Origin of the sequence: Faecalicatena orotica (assembly GCF_905197545.1) — a bacterium.
Classification (GTDB): domain Bacteria; phylum Bacillota; class Clostridia; order Lachnospirales; family Lachnospiraceae; genus Faecalicatena_A; species Faecalicatena_A orotica.
In genome coordinates, this window is the sequence record NZ_CAJJZH010000010.1 from 1 (window position 1) to 21,905 (window position 21,905).

19 protein-coding genes and 1 other RNA gene are annotated in these 21,905 nt (G+C 43.6%); 16 read left to right on the forward strand and 4 right to left on the reverse strand.

Annotated features, from left to right (window positions below; all coding sequences use genetic code 11):
• Window positions 1-129: 129 nt before the first annotated feature.
• The 3 genes from ABIN22_RS18645 to ssrA form a co-directional block, all read right to left on the reverse strand.
• Window positions 130-549 carry a hypothetical protein gene (locus ABIN22_RS18645; RefSeq protein WP_346910447.1) on the reverse strand — a complete coding sequence of 140 codons (420 nt, stop codon included), beginning with the start codon at window positions 547-549 and terminating at the stop codon, window positions 130-132.
• On the reverse strand, window positions 509-856 hold the full coding sequence (locus ABIN22_RS18650; RefSeq protein WP_346910449.1) for a hypothetical protein: 348 nt from the start codon (window positions 854-856) through the stop codon (window positions 509-511). Before ABIN22_RS18650 ends, ABIN22_RS18645 begins: the two co-directional genes overlap by 41 nt.
• 177 nt (window positions 857-1,033) lie before the next feature.
• Window positions 1,034-1,378, reverse strand: a transfer-messenger RNA (tmRNA) gene (gene ssrA / locus ABIN22_RS18655).
• 399 nt (window positions 1,379-1,777) lie between these two features.
• Here ssrA and ABIN22_RS18660 point away from each other — a divergent pair.
• The 10 genes from ABIN22_RS18660 to ABIN22_RS18705 all read left to right on the forward strand — a co-directional run bounded on the left by ABIN22_RS18660 (window position 1,778) and on the right by ABIN22_RS18705 (window position 13,893).
• Entirely contained in the window at window positions 1,778-2,599 is an 822-nt protein-coding gene (locus tag ABIN22_RS18660) for a zinc dependent phospholipase C family protein (protein ID WP_109731286.1), read from the forward strand.
• A 61-nt stretch (window positions 2,600-2,660) separates the two neighbouring features.
• Entirely contained in the window at window positions 2,661-3,911 is a 1,251-nt protein-coding gene (locus ABIN22_RS18665; protein WP_346910452.1) for an MFS transporter, read from the forward strand.
• Window positions 3,912-4,123: 212 nt separating this feature from the next.
• Complete coding sequence (locus ABIN22_RS18670) at window positions 4,124-4,828, forward strand: ABC transporter ATP-binding protein (RefSeq protein WP_118621527.1); 705 nt, start codon at window positions 4,124-4,126, stop codon at window positions 4,826-4,828.
• Window positions 4,829-4,837: 9 nt separating this feature from the next.
• A complete protein-coding gene (locus tag ABIN22_RS18675; protein WP_109731283.1) occupies window positions 4,838-7,924 on the forward strand; it encodes an ABC transporter permease in 3,087 nt (1,028 codons plus the stop codon).
• Between the two features lie 111 nt (window positions 7,925-8,035).
• A complete protein-coding gene (locus tag ABIN22_RS18680; protein WP_109731282.1) occupies window positions 8,036-8,716 on the forward strand; it encodes a response regulator transcription factor in 681 nt (226 codons plus the stop codon).
• The gene (locus ABIN22_RS18685) at window positions 8,713-10,209 is read left to right on the forward strand and encodes a sensor histidine kinase (RefSeq protein ID WP_346910455.1); all 1,497 of its coding nucleotides are present in this window, start codon (window positions 8,713-8,715) and stop codon (window positions 10,207-10,209) included. Before ABIN22_RS18680 ends, ABIN22_RS18685 begins: the two co-directional genes overlap by 4 nt.
• Before the next feature lie 168 nt (window positions 10,210-10,377).
• Window positions 10,378-11,805 (forward strand): alanine/glycine:cation symporter family protein, encoded by a 1,428-nt coding sequence (locus tag ABIN22_RS18690; RefSeq protein WP_346910457.1) that lies wholly within the window; start codon window positions 10,378-10,380, stop codon window positions 11,803-11,805.
• The gene (gene hisH, locus ABIN22_RS18695; protein ID WP_346910459.1) at window positions 11,802-12,407 is read left to right on the forward strand and encodes an imidazole glycerol phosphate synthase subunit HisH; all 606 of its coding nucleotides are present in this window, start codon (window positions 11,802-11,804) and stop codon (window positions 12,405-12,407) included. Before ABIN22_RS18690 ends, hisH begins: the two co-directional genes overlap by 4 nt.
• A gap of 11 nt (window positions 12,408-12,418) precedes the next feature.
• Entirely contained in the window at window positions 12,419-13,180 is a 762-nt protein-coding gene (gene hisF / locus ABIN22_RS18700) for an imidazole glycerol phosphate synthase subunit HisF (RefSeq protein WP_109731279.1), read from the forward strand.
• A 44-nt stretch (window positions 13,181-13,224) separates the two neighbouring features.
• On the forward strand, window positions 13,225-13,893 hold the full coding sequence (locus tag ABIN22_RS18705; protein ID WP_109731278.1) for a uracil-DNA glycosylase: 669 nt from the start codon (window positions 13,225-13,227) through the stop codon (window positions 13,891-13,893).
• 50 nt (window positions 13,894-13,943) lie between these two features.
• On the opposite strand, the gene ABIN22_RS18710 is transcribed toward ABIN22_RS18705, so the two are convergent.
• A complete protein-coding gene (locus ABIN22_RS18710; protein WP_346910462.1) occupies window positions 13,944-14,921 on the reverse strand; it encodes an aldo/keto reductase family protein in 978 nt (325 codons plus the stop codon).
• A 127-nt stretch (window positions 14,922-15,048) separates the two neighbouring features.
• Between ABIN22_RS18710 and ABIN22_RS18715 the strand changes: the two genes are divergently transcribed.
• The 6 genes from ABIN22_RS18715 (at window position 15,049) to ABIN22_RS18740 (ending at window position 21,900) form a co-directional block, all read left to right on the forward strand.
• Window positions 15,049-15,456 (forward strand): MerR family transcriptional regulator, encoded by a 408-nt coding sequence (locus ABIN22_RS18715; protein ID WP_346910464.1) that lies wholly within the window; start codon window positions 15,049-15,051, stop codon window positions 15,454-15,456.
• Window positions 15,449-17,176, forward strand: a complete 1,728-nt coding sequence (locus ABIN22_RS18720) for a sensor histidine kinase (RefSeq protein WP_346910466.1) — start codon at window positions 15,449-15,451, stop codon at window positions 17,174-17,176. Before ABIN22_RS18715 ends, ABIN22_RS18720 begins: the two co-directional genes overlap by 8 nt.
• Window positions 17,164-18,681 (forward strand): response regulator transcription factor, encoded by a 1,518-nt coding sequence (locus ABIN22_RS18725; protein WP_346910469.1) that lies wholly within the window; start codon window positions 17,164-17,166, stop codon window positions 18,679-18,681. Before ABIN22_RS18720 ends, ABIN22_RS18725 begins: the two co-directional genes overlap by 13 nt.
• Before the next feature lie 129 nt (window positions 18,682-18,810).
• A complete protein-coding gene (locus ABIN22_RS18730) occupies window positions 18,811-20,124 on the forward strand; it encodes an extracellular solute-binding protein (RefSeq protein WP_346910471.1) in 1,314 nt (437 codons plus the stop codon).
• Between the two features lie 64 nt (window positions 20,125-20,188).
• Window positions 20,189-21,061: a carbohydrate ABC transporter permease gene (locus ABIN22_RS18735; RefSeq protein ID WP_346910473.1), complete on the forward strand. Its 873-nt coding sequence runs from the start codon at window positions 20,189-20,191 to the stop codon at window positions 21,059-21,061.
• Complete coding sequence (locus tag ABIN22_RS18740; protein WP_346910475.1) at window positions 21,061-21,900, forward strand: carbohydrate ABC transporter permease; 840 nt, start codon at window positions 21,061-21,063, stop codon at window positions 21,898-21,900. The genes ABIN22_RS18735 and ABIN22_RS18740 overlap by 1 nt, the downstream gene beginning before the upstream one ends.
• Window positions 21,901-21,905: the final 5 nt, after the last annotated feature.

The window sequence follows — 21,905 nt, forward strand, 5'->3', positions numbered from 1 at the left end:
TAAGCAAACAAGTTTTTATTATTTCACTTGTCTACCTAGAAGGGAGCATATCAATTGATGCGACAGCCCCTTTTTGAATGGGTATATCTTAAGCTGTTCCTATGGGTGCAGGGACGCTTTAGTTTATATTTATTCTCCTACAGGAACTAATTGTATGGATGCACCAGAAACAGAAAGTACAGTACCTTCTTCAAAAATTGCATTATTATATTGTGATATGCTAAACCCTGCTTCTGCTGGATTTCCCATAATTTCATTCAAACCACCCTGATACATATTATCGGAACTTACATTTCCACTGCCGCTGGTAGCAATCAGATTATATGTCCCGGCAGGAAAATCAGTTCCTGCCGTATAGTTTCCAGCACCTAAATCAATTGGAGTAGCATCGGCAACAGTCCTTGGAGTAACTGAGGAAACTTCGGCATCTTCAGAAACTAAATGAATAGTTACAGTACTGCCCAGTGTTAATGTGACACCAGATTCCATTTTCAATCCGTTAAAAGAATCAATGGAATACCCTTCTTCGGCAGGAGAGCCCATTCTCATTTAAACCTCCGGTAAACATATTAGATGAAGAGACATTACCGGATCCCCCGGTTGCTGTTATATTGTATGTACCTACAGGGATATCGGTACCTGCGATATAATTTCCGGCAGATAAATCTATTTCATAATGTTCTTTCGCTACATCTGCTGGTTTTTCCTCCTCTTTTCCAGAAAGGTCTTTCAGTGTATCCCCTAACTTTTCTTTGACATCTTCAGCGGATGTTGATTTGCCATCTGAAGTTCCGCATGCAGTAAATGAAAATGCCATAGCAGCGGCCATAATAATTGCTAATAATCTCTTTTTCATAAAATTCCTCCCTTATCCATAATCTAATTATACAATAACATATTTGAATTAACAAAGTAAATGGAAAGTTATGCAAAAGAATAAAAGGAGGTGAGTATGAAGCCATATCTGGTCTAATTATAAAATAGCTAAAATCTTAAAAAGGGGGAACAGGCGAATGTTCGCCGTTCCCCGCAATAGTGGACCTGGCGGGAATCGAACCCGCGTCCAAAAACCTATCCCATGTACTTCTACTATCATAGTCAGTTCTTTTTCATTCCCTCTGCCGCACGGGAACTAACACCCTTACGGTTTCAGTAGCTTCATGATACGCCTATCGGCTCAAAGCTTTGCCAATATCGTTTCTCACATCGTTGATGCCGGATTTCCGTGGTGTGAGTGCCACAGAGCCGACATGCGGCAATTAGGCCGCAGCTAATTCGAAATTATCGTTAGCGTTTAATTTTAAGTTTGCGATTTAACGCATCAGCCTGCGGATAGCTTCTCCATCTTCAAGATCCCTGTCGAAACCAGTACAAGCCCTTAGATGTTTCTGCATATCCATTCTATAGAAAAGGTCCCGTAAAGTCAAGGCATTCAGGGAAAATTACATTTCTTTCCTTAATGTGACAATTTTTAGAGCGTTATAGTTTACCTGAATTTTACATAAAATAGTGGTTTCATGAACAGAAATGTGTGATAGTATGTAAAAGGATTTACTTTGCGTTATATTTGTTGAACTATTATCCTTATATAAGGTATAATGATGTAGACAGTATGAAGTTTTTGGAATGAAGTTCTGTCAAGAGGGGGACAACTGAGAATAGAAAGCTGTGGATACTGCTCACATGCCGGATATTTTTTACATAGCATGAAGATGCCGCGAATAAGGGCATTAAGTGCTTACAATGATAATAATAAGAGGAAAAGAGGTCTTTTACTATGCCAACAACGTATGCACATTACAAATTCGGAAAAGATGTAATCAGCGCCCTTCCGAGACCGCTTGAGACATCGGTTGAGAACAACAGGGCACTGTTTGATATAGGGCTGCACGGGCCGGATATTCTGTTCTATTATAAAGCGCTTTCTGAGAATCCGGTGAGTGCGCAGGGGTATGCACTCCATGATAAGATGGCCGATGAGTTTTTCAAAAATGCAGTGGATGTGATCGAAAAGTCTGAGAATCCTGCGGCGGCAAGAGCTTATATGTATGGTTTTATCTGTCATTTTGCACTGGACAGTGAGTGCCACAAGTACATTGAAAAGATGATTCAGGTCAGCGGAATCAGTCATTTTGAGCTGGAGATGGAGTTCGACCGTTATCTGCTGACAGAGGACCATATCAATCCTCTCACATATCTTGGGACGAAGCATATACATCCGGATATGGAGAATGCGAAGGTTATCGCTCCGTTTTTTGACGGACTGGAGGCAGAGACGGTCAAGAAGGCATTGAGCTCCATGATTACGTTTCATAAGCTTCTGATGGCACCGACCAAAGGACGGAGAAAGGTACTCTTTACGGCGATGAAGGCGGCCAGATGTTATGATTCCAAGCATGGCATGGTCATGAGTGAGGAGCCGAATCCGGCATGTGCAGAGTACTGCCTGCTTCTGAAGAAGCTTTATGCAGGAGCGGTGCCTCTGGCTGCAGGACTGATCATTCAATATCAGAAGACACTGTTTCAAAAGGCAGAACTGCCGGGACGGTTCCATGAGACATTCGGTGCCGGAGACAACTGGGAATCACTGCCGCTATAGGCGGGGATGACCGGAAGCATTTGTTTTTCAGGAAGACTCAAATGATGTGAGGGGGAAGGCTATGAAATTTAAAATGACGGCTTTGGAGAAGAAGTGGGTACTGTATGATGTGGGGAATTCAGCATTCGTTATGCTGGTAGCAACGATTTTCCCAATTTATTTTAACCACCTTGCCGATCAGGCAGGGATATCATCAGTCAATTATCTGGCATACTGGGGATATGCAACATCGATCTGCACCCTGCTTGTTGCAATTTTGGGTCCTACACTGGGAGCTGTTGCGGATACGAAGAATTACAAGAAGGTTATTTTTTCTGTCTGTCTGGGTGTGGGTGTCATAGGATGTGTTGTTATGGGGTTTATATCCTCCTGGATCTGGTTTCTCGGTATTTTTATTCTGGCTAAGACAGGATATTCCTCCAGCCTCATTTTTTATGATGCCATGCTTACAGACGTGACCGAGCCGGAGAGGATGGACATAGTATCCTCACAGGGGTTTGCATGGGGATATATCGGGAGCTGTATTCCGTTTGTGGCGAGCCTCGGGGTGGTGCTTGGCGCCGGAAAGCTCGGGCTTGGGATGCAGACGTCGATGGCCATCGCCTTCCTGATTACGGCGGTCTGGTGGCTGCTGTCAGCCTTTCCGCTGCTTAGGTCTTATAAACAAAAGTATTTTGTGGAGACAACAGAACATATTGTGAAGAACAGCTTCAGCCGTCTGGGGCATACATTTAAAGATATCGCGAAGGAAAAGCATATTCTTATTTTTCTGATTGCATTCTTTTTCTATATTGACGGCGTTTATACAGTAATTGATATGGCTACGGCCTATGGTCAGGCACTGGGGCTGGACAGCACGGGGCTGCTGCTTGCACTGCTTTTAACGCAGATCGTTGCTTTCCCCTGTGTACTTATTTTCAGCAGGCTGTCAAAGAAGATATCATCCACAACGATTATCACAATCTGTATTGCGGCATATCTGGGGATCGCTATTTATGCATACTGGCTGGATACGCAGCTTGATTTCTGGATACTGGCAGTGCTTGTCGGAATGTTTCAGGGGACGATTCAGGCCCTGTCACGTTCCTATTTTGCCAAGATCATTCCGGCGGAAAAGTCGGGGGAATATTTCGGTATCTATGATATCTGTGGGAAAGGGGCTTCTATATTCGGAACTGCATTTGTATCTGTATTGAGCCAGCTTACCGGCAATGTGAATATTGGGGTGAGTGCGTTATCTGTCATGTTTTTGGTGGGACTTCTGCTGTTTCGTAAGGCTGTAAAGGCTAACGGGCAGCTTACAGGGAATTAAATCAGAGACGGAGGATATTCTGCCTGATCTGGGGACCGGCTGCTAATTGAAAATAAAAGGATTTAGAATCAACCGTTTAAATAGCTGAACGGTTGATTTTTTTGCTTAAATTTTTTATTAAATAATAACGAATTCACACTCTCTTTTGCAACGGTTCATGTTATAATATCAATATTTAACGGGGGAATATCAGACAGACGAGGAGAAGCATTATGAATGATTTCGTAAAACTTGAAGAAATAACGAAAGTATACAAAATGGGGGAAGTGGAAATCCGCGCAGTAGATGGCATTAACTTTGCAATCAACAAGGGGGAATTTGTCATAATCGTAGGTCCCAGTGGTGCCGGAAAGACGACGGTACTGAATATTTTGGGCGGAATGGATACGGCCACGGACGGCAGGATTACTGTCGACGGGGAGGATATCACAGGTTTTAATTCGAGACAGCTTACGGGATACCGCAGGAATGATATTGGTTTCGTGTTCCAGTTTTATAATCTGGTGCCGAATCTGACGGCACTGGAGAATGTTGAGCTTGCCCTGCAGATTTGTAAAAACCCACTGGATGCAAGAGAGGTTCTGGAGGAAGTGGGACTTGGGGACCGCCTGGATAACTTTCCTGCACAGCTCTCAGGCGGGGAGCAGCAGCGGGTATCCATCGCCCGGGCACTGGCAAAGAACCCGAAGCTTCTGCTCTGTGATGAGCCGACAGGGGCGCTGGATTATAATACAGGGAAATCTATCTTAAAACTGCTTCAGGACATGTGCCGGGAGCGCGGCATGACAGTGATCGTTATCACTCATAATTCAGCACTTGCACCAATGGCAGACAGACTGATCAGGATCAAGAACGGAAAAGTTTCAAGCATGGAAGTGAACGAGAATCCGAGATCAATAGACGAAATTGAATGGTAGGGCTAAGATATGAGTAAGAAGGCACTGAGAAAAGATTTTTATATGGAAATACGCCGCAGCCTCGGGCGTTTTCTTTCTATATTTTTTATTGTTGCAATCGGGGTTGCATTCTTCTCCGGAATCCGCTCTGCGGAGCCGGATATGCGTCTCTCGGGCGACGCTTACTTTGATGAGAAGAATCTGATGGATATTAAGGTAGTCAGCACACTGGGCCTGACAAAAGACGATCTGAAAGCGCTTCAGGAGGTCGACGGTATCCAGAAGGCTGAGGCCGGTTATTCAACGGACGCGTTGTGCAGTGTATATGACAGCAAAAAGGTAGTACATATTACATCGCTTCTTCCTTCCATGAATGAAGTAACTGTGGAAGAGGGGCGGCTTCCGCAGAAAAGCGGCGAGTGCGCTGTGGATGTGGATTTCTTATCTTCCAGTGAGTATAAGATCGGCGACAAGATTACATTTACATCCGGTAATGACGATGACATTAAGGATACGCTGAAGAATGACACTTTTACAATTGTGGGGAGTGTGAGCAGTCCGTGCTACATTTCTTTCCACAGAGGCAGCAGTACGATCGGGACAGGTTCCGTCAGTGGATTCGTTTGTGTCCCTGAAAGCAGTTTTGATATGGATGTGTATACGGAGCTGTATGCAGCAGTCGACGGGGCGAAAGAGCTGACTGCATTTACGGATGAATATGATGACAGAGTTGAGGCTGTGATGGATGAAGTCGAGAAGATCCGTAAGACGAGGGAAAATGCTAGGTACAAGGAAATTGTAGATGAAGCCAATGAAAAGCTGGACGATGCCAAGAAAGAATTAGACGATGCCAGACAGGAAGCAAATGAGAAGCTAAATGATGCAAAAGCAAAGCTGGACGACGGCAGAAACAAGCTGAATGATGCAAGGACCGAGATTGCAGACGGTTACGCAAAACTGGAAGATTCCAGTAACCAGCTGAATGAGAAGCAGGCAGAGGTAGATCAGGGCTATGCAGATTTAAATGCACAGACTGATACGTTGAATGAAAAGATTGAAGAGCTGAACCAGGCGAAGGAACAGTACGCCGCACTTGTTTCAAGCGGGATGACAGACCCGCAGACGCTTGGGACGCTTCAGGTGATGGAGGCGTCAATAGCCGAAGGTGACCAGCAGATCGAGGCTGCCCGCGCCCAGATTGAGGAGGCAGCCGCCCAGCTCAATGACGGACAGCAGCAGATCAATGACGGATGGGCTCAGGTTGAACAGGGACGTAATGATCTTGCTGATGCAGAGAGTGAGATTTCCTCAAAAGAGCAGGAATTAAATGATGCACAGAAAGAGTATGACGACGCGAAAAAAGAAGCGGACACGAAGATTGCGGATGGCGAGAAGAAGATTCAGGATGCAGAAGATGACATCAGAAAGATTGACCATGCAAAATGGTACATCTATGACAGGAGCACCCTGACAGAATACACAGGGTATGGGGAAAATGCAGACCGTATGAAGGCGATCGGCCAGGTATTCCCGGTATTGTTCTTCCTCGTGGCTGCACTGATCAGCCTGACAACCATGACACGTATGGTGGAGGAACAAAGGACTCTGATTGGTACGCTGAAAGCACTGGGATATGAGCGGCATTCGATTGCCGGGAAATATCTCGGCTATGCCTGCCTGGCAACCGTCAGTGGAAGTATTTTGGGAATTCTGATTGGTGAGAAAATACTTCCTTATATTATTATTACTGCATACGGGATAATGTACCAGCATATGCCGAACGTCGAGATCCCGTATAATATGTTCTACGGTCTGACTGCATCGGCAGCCGCACTGGCGTGTACGCTGCTTGCAACGATTTTCTCCTGTTTTAATGAGATGAGGGAACAGGCGGCAGAACTGATGCGCCCGCCGGCACCGAAGCAGGGAAAACGTGTATTTATGGAAAGGATTCCATTTATATGGAAGCATCTGAGTTTTATCTGGAAGGCAACCGTAAGAAACCTGATCCGTTATAAAAAGAGGTTTTTCATGACCGTTTTTGGAATCGGCGGCTGTATGGCACTGCTTTTGGTCGGATTTGGACTGAAAGACTCAATCTTTGATATTGCGGTATTCCAGTATAATGATATTCAGCTCTATGACGGAAACATCATTCTTGATGAGGATGCATCCAATGAGCAGAAAGAGGAATCCTTCGACATATTGACATCCGACTCACGGGTGGAAAGCACGGCGGAGAACCTTCTCCAGCAGATAGAGGTCAGCCACGGCAAGGTAACGAAGGATGTATATCTGAATGTACCGCGCAATGTGGAGGGATTTTCAGATTTTGTCGTGTTTAAGAACCGGATTACGGGTGAACATTATAAACTGGATGACAAGGGCGCCATCCTGAATGAAAAGATGGCAAAAACACTGGACGTAAAAGCCGGTGATACTATCAGGATTAAAGATGATGATAAGGGTGAGATTGAGGTCAGAATAGAAAATATATGTGAGAACTACATGGGGCATTATCTCTATATGACACCCGGATTATATGAGGAACTTTACGGGAAAGCCCCGGACTATAATTCGATCTACTATAAAATGAAGGCCGGAAAAGAGGGCCAGATAGAAAAGGTTGGAGAATCTATTCTGGAGACGAAAGGGGCTTTGAGTGTCAGCTATACAAATACACTTCAGGACCAGTTGGACAGCATGCTTAGCAGTCTGGATATCGTTCTGATTGTACTCGTGATTTCAGCAGGAATGCTTGCCTTTGTCGTACTCTATAATCTGAATAATATCAACATTACGGAACGGCAGAGAGAACTGGCCACATTGAAAGTACTGGGATTTTATGATAATGAAGTATCGGCTTATGTGTACAGGGAGAATATCATCCTGACTGTGATTGGTGCCCTTTTCGGAATGTTCCTTGGAAAATTGCTGCATCAATTTGTCATCGTAACGGTTGAGATTGATTCGGTGATGTTCGGCCGGGAGATTGATCCGAGTAGTTTTGTTTATAGTTTTTTGATTACAATCGGATTCTCGCTTTTCGTTAATGCGGTGATGTATTTTAAACTTAAGAGGATCAATATGGTTGAATCTTTGAAAAGTGTGGAATAAAAGTTACTGTTTATGCCCGCAGGGCGCGTATTTTCACAGTTTTGCCATATTTACCTGTTATGATACAAAAAGTAATAAACAGAGTAATCATGCGGATAGGAGACGATCAGGATGGAAAAAGTCAAAGTTTTAGTTGTAGATGATGAAAGCAGGATGCGTAAGCTTGTGAAGGATTTCCTGACAAGGGAAGGATATATTGTGCTGGAGGCCGGAGACGGCATGGAGGCTATGGATATTTTTTATGAGGATAAGGAAATTGCCCTGATTATACTGGATGTTATGATGCCAAAGATGGACGGATGGCAGGTTTTAAGGGAGATCAGGGAGCACTCTAAGGTGCCTGTTATTATGCTGACCGCACGTTCCGAAGAACGGGATGAACTCCAGGGATTCGATCTGGGAGTCGATGAGTACATTTCAAAACCGTTTAGTCCGAAGATCCTTGTGGCGAGAGTGGAGGCCATTCTCAGGCGGACGAAAGGGATTGAAGCCTCAGATGTGATAGATGCAGGCGGTATTATGATAGATAAAGCTGCACACATCGTTAAAATAGACGATAAGGCTATTGACTTAAGCTACAAAGAATTTGAACTGCTCACATATTTTGTTGAGAATCAGGGCATTGCACTTTCCCGGGAGAAGATTCTGAATAATGTATGGAATTATGATTATTTCGGGGATGCCCGTACCATTGATACCCATGTCAAGAAGTTAAGGAGCAAGCTCGGCGATAAAGGGGAATACATTAAGACCATCTGGGGGATGGGATATAAATTCGAGGTGGAAGCATGAAACATTCCATAAGGCGGCAGATGATGGTTGTCTTTGTCGGTCTGATTGTGTTTATACTCGTGCTGATGTTTGTCGTGAACTCCGGGTTTCTGGAGGAATACTATATCGTCCATAAACAGGCGGACCTGACGAATATGTACAGTTCTATCGATAAAGCGATCAAGCAGAACGAGATCAGAGATGATTCAGTGACGGAGAAGCTTGGGAGGCAGACAGAGAAGAGTAACATCTCTGTTATAGTCGTGCAGACTGACGGGTCCATCGTGTTTTCTACAGTAAGGGACGGGAGCAGCCCGCTCTATGTGAAGCTGCTGGCGTATATTTTTGATAAAAACCAGGATAATGGTAAGACACTGAAAAGTACGGATACTTACAAAATCTATAAGACAAAAGATTTCGTGAATGGTACGGAATATCTTGAGATGTGGGGGAACATGTCTGACGATTCTATATTTGTCATGCGGAGTCCTCTGGAAAGCATCCGGGAGAGCGCAGATCTGGCGAATAAGTTCCTTGTTTATATGGGGGCAATCGCTATCCTGCTTGGTGGGATTCTGGTATGTTTCTTCTCCAGAAAGATAAGCGAACCGATCAAGGAACTTGCCATCTTGTCACAGCGTATGGCGAATCTGGACTTTGATGCCAAATATACAAGCGGCGGTGATAATGAGATCGGAGTCCTGGGCAGGAACTTCAATGTGATGTCCCAAAGGCTGGAAAAGACGATATCTGAGCTGAAAAGTGCGAATAACCGGCTTCAGAAGGATATTGAACGGAAAGAAAAACTGGAAAATATGCGTACGGAATTCCTCGGGAATGTTTCTCATGAACTGAAAACACCGATTGCGCTGATTCAGGGGTATGCGGAAGGGCTGAAGGAAGGTGTGAATGACGATCCGGAGAGCCGTGACTTTTACTGTGATGTCATCATGGATGAAGCAGCGAAGATGAATCAGATGGTCAAGAACCTGCTGATTCTGAACCAGCTCGAATTCGGGGATGATGACGTGGAATTCGAACGGTTTGACATTGCAGGACTGATACGGGGGGTACTCGCAAGCTGCGAGATTTTAATACAGCAGGCAGAGGCGACGGTCGACTTCATTGCAGACGAATCGGTCTGCGTATGGGCGGATGAATTTAAGACAGAACAGGTAGTGCGTAATTATATTACGAATGCGATCCACCATGTTGAGAATGAAAAGCGGATTGAAATCCGGATAACATCAAAGGAAGAGACTGTAAGAGTCTCCGTATTTAACAGCGGCAAGCCAATACCGGAGGAAGATCTCGGGAAGCTCTGGGATAAGTTCTACAAAGTGGATAAGGCCCATACCCGGGAGTATGGCGGGAATGGAATCGGGCTCTCAATAGTTAAGGCGATTATGGAATCTTTTCACCGGGATTATGGTGTCAGAAATTTCGAGAACGGGGTAGAATTCTGGTTTGAACTGGATTCCGGGAAAATGGAACCGGTAAGTAAAAAATCTTGAAAAACGTAAGAAAATGCGTTAAAATGCTACTATTAAGGCATACAACGTGCCAACTGGCAACAGTCGGTATATTGTATGCCTTATTACATAATAAGTGCTGTGTGAACAGTGGTTTCAGACTGTCTCATTTTTTGGAAAGTCATTGAGAGGATGAGAGAGGAGATTATTATGTATCAGACATTAAATACAATTATAAAGTCAATTAATGATGTAGTATGGGGATGGGGTATGATTGCACTGCTCCTTGGGACCCATGTTTTTCTTACGATCCGCACAGGATTCATCCAACGCAAAACGATTTCAAAAGGAATCCGTCTGTCCGTGTCCAAAGATCCTGATGCAGAGGGGGAGGTCAGTCAGTTTGGGGCATTGACAACGGCCCTTGCTTCTACGATCGGGACGGGGAATATCATAGGTGTGGGTACGGCAGTGGCCCTTGGAGGACCGGGAGCTGTGCTCTGGTGCTGGCTGACGGGCGTGTTCGGGATTGCTACCAAATATGGGGAGTCACTGATAGCAGTGAAATTCCGGGTTAAGACAGCGGATGGCAGAATGCAGGGCGGGGCAATGTACGCTCTGGAGAGAGGATTGAATATGCGCTGGCTCGGCATGATCTTCGCTGTTTTCGCAGGATTTGCTTCTTTCGGGATTGGCTGTGCGACACAGGTCAATGCAATTGCAGCGGTCTGTGAGGAGAATCTGGGGATCAAACCGTGGATGGTAGGGCTGGTAACAGCGTTTTTGACAGCGATTGTCATATTCGGCGGGATCAAAAGTATTGCCAAAGTCTGTGAGAAGCTGGTCCCCTTTATGGCTATATTTTATGTCATCGGATGTATTGCAATTTTATGCATTAATTATGATTATATCATTCCTGCGGTTACGACGATCTGCCGGCTTGCTTTTACGAAAGGTGCAGCAGCAGGCGGGCTTATTGGCGGGGGACTCAGGCTGGCAATACAATATGGTGTGGCAAGAGGACTGTTTTCCAACGAATCAGGCATGGGATCGGCACCGATCGCGGCAGCGGCTGCCCAGACGAGAAATCCGGTCCGCCAGGCGCTTGTATCCTCGACAGGGACTTTCTGGGATACGGTGGTTGTCTGTCTGATGACAGGACTGGTCCTTGTATCGACGATTATGAAGAATCCCGCGATTAATGCCAATGAGATTGCAAACGGGGGTATACTGACCTCAAAGGCTTTTGCACAGATTCCTTATGTGGGGCCTATTATTCTGGTGGTGGGGATCATATCCTTTGCCTATTCCACGATTCTGGGATGGGCATATTACGGGGAACGGTGCGTGGAATACTTTGCAGGGAAACGGGGATTAATCCCTTATAGAATCCTCTATGTGCTTGTAGCGGCTATAGCACCTGTTGTGGCACTTGATCTGGTGTGGCTGATAGCGGATACACTGAATGCACTTATGGCGATTCCCAACCTGATTGCGGTACTGCTTTTGTCTCCGCTCATTGTGTCGGAGACAAGGAAATATATCAACGATCTGGATGCGGTTGACACAGCCCCGGTGCCTGTAATCGGGACCGGCAATACGGACACGGATAAAAGGGGAAAGGATGAAAACTTATGATAGCAGTAATTGATTATGACGCGGGCAATATAAAGAGTGTGGAAAAAGCACTCCTGCTGCTCGGACAGGAAGTTGTGATAACGAAAGACCGGGATACGATTCTCAAGGCAGATAAAGTAATCCTGCCGGGAGTAGGGGCTTTTGGTGATGCTATGGCGAATCTGAGAGAGAGAGGCCTTGATAAAGTGATTCATGAAGTTGTGGCCAGGGAGATTCCGTTTCTTGGAATCTGCCTTGGACTCCAGCTTTTATTCGAGCGGAGCGATGAATCTCCCGGCGTAAAGGGACTTGGAGTTCTGAAAGGAAAGATTCTGCGCATTCCGGATCAGGAAGGGCTGAAGATTCCGCATATGGGATGGAACTCACTGGAACTTAGGGGGAATGGCAGACTGTTTCAGGGAGTGCCGCAGCAGTCCTATGTTTACTTCGTGCATTCCTATTATCTGAAGGCGGAGGATGAGAACATCGTGAAGGCTTCCACGGAATACAGCACCCATATCCACGCTTCCGTTGAATCGGGAAATGTGTTTGCCTGCCAGTTCCATCCGGAAAAGAGCAGTGACGTAGGCTTAAAAATACTGAAGAATTTTGTGGAACTTTAGGAGGAAGGGCGATGTTTACAAAGAGAATCATTCCCTGTCTGGATGTGAATGCGGGCAGAGTTGTGAAGGGCGTTAATTTCGTGGATTTAAAGGATGCGGGGGATCCGGTTGAGATTGCAAAGGCCTATGACAAGGCCGGGGCGGATGAACTGGTATTTCTCGATATTACGGCGTCCTCCGATGCAAGGGAGACGGTTGTGGATATGGTCAGGAAGGTGGCGGAGTGTGTATTTATTCCGTTTACAGTAGGAGGCGGAATCCGCACGGTAGAAGATTTCAGGGCACTGCTTCGTGAAGGAGCGGATAAGATTTCGATCAATTCTTCTGCAATCAATACTCCGGAACTGATCCATGACGCAGCGGAAAAGTTCGGCAGCCAGTGTGTAGTTGTGGCAATCGACGCGAAGAAGCGGGAGGATGGCAGTGGATGGAATATCTATAAGAACGGCGGCCGGATCGATGTCGGTATAGATGCAGTCGAATGGGCCAGAAAGGTCGAAAGCCTCGGAGCGGGAGAGATTCTTCTGACGAGCATGGACTGTGACGGCACAAAGGCAGGCTATGATCTGGAACTGACACGTACGATTGCGGAAAATGTTTCGATCCCGGTCATAGCATCAGGCGGCGCCGGCAGACTGGAACATTTTAAAGAAGCGCTGACAGAAGGGAAGGCAGATGCCGCACTGGCAGCTTCACTGTTCCATTATAAAGAACTGGAAATCAGGGAAGTGAAGGAATACCTTCAGAAGGAAGGCATTTCAGTAAGGCTGTAGAGAGCCTTCGATTAATTAAACATAAAAGATAGGAGTAAATGAACATGGCTGGGATAAATGGCGATTGGTATGAAGCACTAAAAGATGAATTTAAAAAGGATTATTACAAGAACTTATTCCAGACGGTGAATCAGGAATACCATACCCGTCTGATATTTCCGCCCGCAAATGATATATTCAATGCGTTTCATCTTACACCACTTAAGGATGTAAAAGTTGTGATTCTGGGGCAGGACCCGTACCATAATAACGGTCAGGCACACGGGCTGTGCTTTTCTGTAAAAAAAGGTGTGGAGGTCCCGCCTTCACTGGTGAACATTTATCAGGAGCTTCACGATGACCTCGGCTGCGAGATCCCCAATCACGGTTGTCTGACAAAATGGGCCGAACAGGGTGTGCTGATGCTTAATACCGTTCTCACGGTTCGGGCACATCAGGCTAACTCCCACAGGGGAATCGGCTGGGAGGAATTTACGGATGCAGCGATTAAAGTACTTAATGCGCAGGACCGGCCGATCGTGTTTATTCTGTGGGGAAGCCCGGCGCAGCGGAAAAAGGTGATGCTGAATAATCCAAAGCACCTGATTCTTCAGGCCCCCCATCCAAGCCCGTTGTCTGCATACAGGGGATTCTTCGGGAGCAAACCGTTTAGCCAGACAAACCGTTTTCTGGAGGAGAACAATGTGGAGCCGGTAGATTGGCAGATTGATTAAAAAGAAGGGGATGCGGCACTAATTACTTCATGCCGCATCCCCTGTGTGATTTATCCTACATGCCGTTCATATTTTTTAAAGTCTAAAATTTCTTCAATTTTCTCGAGAATAGGCTGCGGAATCGTATAATCGCTTGCAGACAAGTTGTTTTGCAACTGCTGCGGTGAACTTGCCCCCGTGATGATGCAGCTGATTTCTTTTTTCTGTAAAATCCATGCCATTGCCAAAACTGCCAAAGGAATATTCAGGTCATCAGAAATGGCTGTCAGTTTTTCCACAATTTCAAAGGTATGGTCTGTCAGGAGGTTTTCAACCTGGTGATCCGCCTGATGGACAGCTCTTGAACCTGCGGGATATGCCTGGCCGCGTTTGTATTTTCCGGTAAGGATGCCCTGTGAAAGTGGTGAAAAAGATGTGATTCCGATACCATATTTTCGGCAGGTATCAAGCAGGGAATGCTCAATATAGCGGTCCAGCATATTATATTGGGGCTGTATCACTGTAAGGGGGTACAGATTGTAACGTTCAATAATCCTCTGGGCTTCCTCGATTCTGTCACTCCCCCATTCCTCACTCACACCATAGTATAAAATTTTACCCTGAGAAACAAGGTCGCTCATTGCCCGCAGTGTTTCTTCCATAGGAGTCCCGGTGTCATAGCGGTGGCAATAATATAGATCAAGATAATCTAACTGCATATTTTTTAGGGTAGCGGAGCAATTTTCTAAAATATGTTTTCTGGACAATCCCCGGTCGTTGATGCCGGCTCCGGTGGGAAAATACACTTTGCTGGAGATAACAAGTTCGTGGCGCGGATAATCCTTTAATGCCTGCCCCAGAAAACGCTCGGCTTCCCCGCTGCTGTATGCATCTGCGCAGTCGAAGAAATTCACACCGGAGTCAAAGGCGAGCTTTATTGTTTCTCTGGCTGTTTCTACAGCAGATGGATGGGCCAGATTTGTCATCCAGCTTCCAAGAGCGATTTCACTTACTTTTAAACCACATTTACCTATGTTTCGATACTTCATATTTTGATTTCTCCTTTTTGAATATTTATTTTCTTTACAAATCGTATCATTTGAAGTAGACTTTAAGTCAACAGCATTTTGAAATGTTATGCTTTTTCTGCTCAAAATTATAGTTTAGGAGGAGAATATGAAGCAATACAGTATCAGGGTTATATCGGAAATCACACAATTTCCTGCGTCGACACTTAGATATTATGAGAAATTAGGCCTGCTTAAAGGTGTAGAAAGAGATAAGAATGGATTGAGGATTTACAATGAGGTTCATTTACAGCAGCTTACAAGTATAAAATGTTTTAAAGACTGTGGAATGTCCCTCAGTGAGATATGTAAATTTTACAAGTATGAGAATGATCTTGAAGGCAATATTGAGGAAATTCTTGATCTTATTCTGAACAGTGAAAAAGAATTAACAGACAGAATCGGCGAAATGCAGGAACAACTATTGCATATACAGCATAAAGTGCGTTATTACCAAGGAATAAAGCATGCAATTGTCCATCACGAAAAATGGGGAAGATTTGAAGATTATGCTTAATTTGAAACTAAGCCTTAAAATTTCATTTTTACTGAGTATCATTATTTTTTTCAGCATATTTGTGTATTTAATGATTTATATCCGGCACTATCAACAGTATGAGATTGAAACTGTCGGACAGGAGAACATTGCCACACTCCATTCAATTGATACATCTTTGATTACTGTATTTGAGAATGCCGATAATTATTCTAAATTGATCCTGGCGGACAGTGTAGTTCAGGACCAGATGAAAAGTGGAAATATCGTATCAGATTTTAATAAACAGCAGATTCTGATCAGCAGGATCTATTCGGTTATGCAGTTCTCGGAAAGTATTGATACTGCCTGGCTGATTGACCGTAATGGACAGAAACTGACTGTCGGCGAGCATGCTGATTCTTATTCGGAAAATACAACAGAGTATGACTGGCTAAAAGATAAATATGGCAGGGTCCAACTCCTCACAGAAAAGAGAGAGGGGCAGAATTATTCCGTGCTTGTAAGGCCATTTAATGACCTGAATACTTTTGAAAGCCGTGGTGTGATAGGGGTACAGATTGATAATCAAAAAATAAAATCGCTTATTTCAGAGAGTGTTATTTCTGGGAAAGATGGGATTATCATTTTAAATGAAAACAACGATGTAATCTTCAAAGAAGGAGACATAAGCCCGGCTGACAGTATTCTGCAGACTGCCAGTGAACTGGAAACTTCGGACGGTGAACTGCTGCGTTTGGAAAATATTGACGAAAAGCCATTCTTTTTATCAGGAATTATTAATTATGAGAAGGGCTGGAAAATCATCAGGTATTCTCCCGTAATAAAAACGGATAGTTTTCAAAAAATCTTACAGTTTAATATCATCCTCATCATTGTACTTGGAATTTTGATTATAGGAATTTCGGTCACAATTGCAAATATTCTGACAAGACCGGTACAAGCCCTGCTGGACAGAATGAAAAACGTGGAACACGGAGAACTCACCAAAATCAGTGAACGGACATATTTAAGCGAATTCCGCGTATTGTTTGACGGGTACAATAAGATGGTCGATGAGATTAAACGATTGATCCATGAAGCTGTTTTAAGGCAGAAGCGCATTCGGATTGTAGAAATGAATGAAATGCAGGAATTAATGAAGCCACATTTTCTTTATAATACACTGGAAACATTAGAGGCGCTTATTCTTACGGAAAACATGCGGGACAGCGCAAAACTTGTCGAGGCGCTTGGTGATTTTTATAGAAAATCTGTCAGCGGCGGCCGGGAATTTCTTTCAATCAGTGAGGAAATACAGATTGCCAGGGATTATGCGGATATCCTTAAAATAAGGTTTGGGGAAACCTTCAAATTTGATGTCCGTCTGGATGAAGCATGCGCTAAGTACAATATTCCAAAATTGACGATTCAGCCGCTGGTAGAAAATTCGTTTCAGCATGGAATCCGGCAGCGGAAACAATATGGGTACATTCAGGTTTGTGTTGAGAAAATTCAAGATAAGATACATATCTGCGTGAGAGATAATGGGAAAGGAATCCCAAAAGAGGTTATGGATGAGATATCTTCCTGCAAAACATACAGCGAGAAGCGCAGTCTGGGCTTAAGGGGAACCATCCAGAGACTGAGCCTTTTGTATGAAGATGCGTTTTCATATGAGATATTAAATAGCGATATGTCAGAGATACATATTTATCTGGAAAGCGATGTTTTGGGGGAATATGAATTATGGAAAAACTGAAGGTAATTCTTATTGATGATGAAATGCTGATTAGAAAGCTAATCCGCATGAAAATGAACACAGACAGGTTAAATCTGGAAATTATAGGGGAATATTCAAACGGAGCCGATGCATTTGCGGATATTCAGAACGTCAGACCGGATATCGTTATCAGTGATATTTGTATGCCGGAGGAAGACGGACTTTCATTCAGTGAAAAGTGTGTGCAGATACTGCCGGAAGTTAAGATTATACTTGTAACGGGCTATGATGATTTTGAATACGCCAGAAGAAGTATCAAAGTGGGAATTTTTGACTATCTTTTAAAGCCGGTGCAGGCAGATGAACTGAACTCTGCCCTTGAGCGTGCCACAGAAGAAATTAGAAAGCTTCGCGAGCAGAAGGAAAAGCATAACCAGTTCCGGGATGAAATAGAAAAACATAAAACGGCCTTTCGGGATATTTATATTAACAAGATTTTAGCAGAAGACGATATAGAAGAAGATGTAGAAGCCAAACTTCTGGAGTATGGAGTAACCATTGACAGAACAGGTTGTGATAAAGTCAGAATTGCGGTTCTGGTCGTTCAGGAAGGTTTTTATGAAGTGGCTTTGATTGCCCAGGTGCTGGATGAAGCGAGTGCATTTTTTGAAAGCGATGAGGGGGTTGTTGTATTAAAAGATCTGTGGAACCGGATTGTGATTATTTCTGATAATGCAGAAATTCCTTTTGTGGAATGTATAGATATTTTAAAATTACTGATCCGGACAAAATTAGGATGCCATCTGTTAGCCGGAGTATCAGAACCGTTTGAAGGGTGGGGGATGCTCCGCGCGGCATATCTGGATGCACTTGCCTTTATACGGGAGAAACGGCAGGAAGAGAAAATTGAAGGCGCGAAAGCACTGCCCGGATGGGAAGATTTAAAAGAAGCAGTCCAAAATGGCAGCATGGAAAAAGTACAGGAAATCGTGAAAGGCTGTATTCCGGATGAAGAAGATCTTTATGAACTGCGCAGAAAGATACATATGAGCTGCCAGAAACTTTGTATTGATTTGGAAATCAATCAGTGTGGCCTTGTGTTTGATAAAGAGTTGTCCTGGTGTTATACGGCAGAGCATCTGAAGTACTGTCTGGGGAATATTGCGGTAGAAATAGCTGTCAGAAAAAAAATCGAACGTGGAGACAGCAATGGAATGACAATACAGAAAATATTGCTGTTTATGCTCAGTCAAATTGACAGGGAAGAATTGAGTTTAAATTATTTGAGTACAGAGTTTTCTGTCAGCAACAGCCATTTGAGCAAGATGTTGAAAAGTTTTACAGGAAAAAAGTATGTAGAAATACAGTCTGACATGAGGCTTTTGAAGATGCTCGAGCTCATCCATACAACGAATCTAAAAGATTATCATATTGGCAGGCAGATCGGAATACAGGATGCCCATTACCTGAGTATCTGGTTCAAGAAAATGATGGGGTATTCGATAACAGAATATAGAAAATTGATTGAAACAAAATCAAAATAATGAAATATTGAGATGAAAAAGAACAAGAAAATGAAACATTCCTGAAAGGTTTATGAATGTATTTGCTTGTTCTTTTTCATTATAATTAATTATACAAGAACAAGCTATCGTTCATAAGGAGGTAATGAAATGAAAAAGGTAATGAGAAAGGTGGGAGCAATGCTTCTTGCAGCTTCCATGACAGTTTCGCTTGCAGCCTGCGGTTCATCAAAGGATGAATCAGGTTCGGCAAAGGATTCAGATGGACAGATCACACTGACAATCTGGCATCAGTCGGTGGCAGACACAGATCCGGTAAAGAAGATTATCGAAGATTCTGTAGAAGAATATCATGAGCTGCATCCAAACATAACGATTGAACAGGATGGTGTTACGGGAGAACAGTATAAAACGAAGATTAAAACTGCATTTGCAGCGGGAGAGGCACCGGATATCTCATATATGTTCAGCGGGGGAAGTTTTGTGAAGCCTTATATTGATGCGTCATATCTTCTTCCTATCGATGATTATGTGAGTGAAGATACTTTGAATAGTGTTCTGCCGGGGATGCTGGACGGATGTACGTTTGATGACAAGTTATATACACTTCCTACAGTGACGTTTCTCGCAAACCTGTACTGCAATACAGAAATGTTTGAAGCAGCAGGCGCGAAGATCCCTACAACCTGGGAGGAACTGCTGGATGCAATTGATAAACTGAAAGCAGCCGGATATACCCCGATGATTCTGGGAGAAAAAGACAGATGGCCTGGTATGTATATGTATGATATTATTTCCGCAAGAACTGCAGGGAATGCAGGACTGGAAGAAGCTTTTGGCGATCCTTCAAAATTTAATTCCAAACCGTTTATAGAAGCGGCAGAAAAGCTTCAGGAGCTGGTGAATGCAGGTGCTTTTAACAAAAATATGATGAGCATGAGCTACGATGAAATGGTGGAAGGATTTGCGGCAGGACAGGCAGCAATGCTTTATCAGGCAAACTGGGTACATCCATCCATTCAGGCAGAGGATTCACCGACAAATGGTAAGGTGTCTTGTGTTGCATTCCCGGTAATTAAAGATGGTGCAGGCAGTATCACAGAATTCTCCGGCGGCAGCTCAGACGGATATTATATCAATGCGAATTGTGAACATCCAAAGGAAGCAGTGGAATATCTTGAATATTTGAGCAAGAAGATCGGTCAGGTTGGTTATCAGCAGGGAGCAGGACTTCCGTGCTGGGATACAACGGGTGTGGATACTTCAGGGCTCACACCACTGGATACCGAGTCTGCAGGTTTGATGGGAACAGGAACATCTTATATTTCATGGTGGGATAATATTCTTTCATCAGAAGATTCTGAAACCTATAAAGATTTGCTGGCTCAACTGATTGGATTACAGATTACACCAGAGGAATTCTGTGAGAGTATGTCAAAATTGAGTCCTTCAGATTTTTATTAAAGACTAAGGTATAAAAAGGGGCTGCATTTTATTGTAGCCCCTTTACTGTAAGGAGAGCATTAATATGCAAAAAATATTATCTAATAAGAAGGCAATCGCGTTGTTCCTGTTTCCTACCCTGTTTTTGATGGCTGTCTTTGTTGTTGTCCCGATTTGTATGTCAGCTTATTATAGTCTTTTGGATTGGGATGGTATCGGAAAGGGAACGTTTATAGGATTTCAGAACTACATAGATTTGATTGCAGATGAAAGATTTTTAAATTCCGTTAAGAACTCATTACTCTACGCCGCATGTTCCCTGCTTATTCAGCTGCCCATTTCTCTGATTTTGGCAATTATTGTGACAAATGTACGCAGAGGAGAAAAAATATACCGTACAACCTTTTTTATACCTGTTATTATTTCCAGTGTTGTAATCGGACAACTATGGCAGAAAATTTTTAATGGGGACTATGGCCTGCTAAATGCCTTTCTCTCCATGCTGGGAATACCGGGGCAGGATTGGCTGGGACAGGAAAGTACCGCACTGGCAGCGGCATTTATTCCAAACCTCTGGCAGTATATCGGATACCATATGCTGATTATGTATGCGGGAATTAAATCCATTTCCCCCGATATCAATGAAGCCGCAAGGATTGACGGGGCGAACAAAGTCCAGATTGCATGGAAAATTACAATACCATTATTAAAGCCGATTTTACAAGTTTGTGTTACTTTTTCTTTGATTGGAGCTTTGAAAATATTCGACCTTATCTACGTTTTGACAGGCGGCGGTCCATTCTTTGCAACAGAGGTACCGACTATTTATATGTACAAAACGATTTTTGACTCATTTAAATATGGTTATGGAAGTGCAATCGCTATCTTCGTAATTATTGAGTGTATGATTCTTACGTTTGTGCTTCGTCTATTTTTCAGAGATAAGGAGAAGGATTAATGAATAAAAAAATTACAGGCAGGGCGAAGAGTTGTATTACGCATGTTTTTCTGATTATTTTCGCATTTATTCAGGTATATCCGCTTTTTTGGCTGTTTGAGTTTTCGTTAAAAGATAATAGTGAGATTTTTGGAGGGAATATAGCGGGACTTCCAAAGCACTGGCGGTTTGGAAATTATGTTACGGCTTTTTTTAAAGCAAATGTTATGAAGTATTTTTTTAACAGTGTGCTTGTTACGGGGATTACGATTGCCGTTACTCTTATTGTATCAGCGATGTCGGCATATGCGATTTCACGAATGATATGGAAAGGGAGAGAGACAACATTAAAGATTATATTGATGGGAATGATGGTACCGATTCATGCGGCATTGCTGCCATTGTTTATTATTTTGAGTAAAACCCATTTATTAAATTCCTATGCGTCACTGATTATCCCGTATATCGCGTTTGGTTTGCCGATGGCGATTTATCTGTTTACAAGTTTTATGGAATCATTGCCAAAGGAGATGGAAGAAGCCGCTGCAATTGACGGATGCGGAATTTACAGGATGTTTATGCTGATTGTTTTTCCATTAATCAGACCGGCAGTTGCGACAGTAAGTATTTTCACATTTATTTCTTCCTGGAATGAATTGATGTTTGCAGTTACGTTTATCAATAAGGCAGAGTTCAAGACTCTTACAGTAGGTATCATGTCAATGGTAGGAGCGTATACAACAAAATGGGGTGAAATCGGAGCAGGCTTGATGATAGCGACGATTCCTACAGTTATTATGTATTTATTATTGAGTGAACAGGTACAAAAAAGCCTCGTTGCAGGAGCAGTGAAAGGATAAGTAGT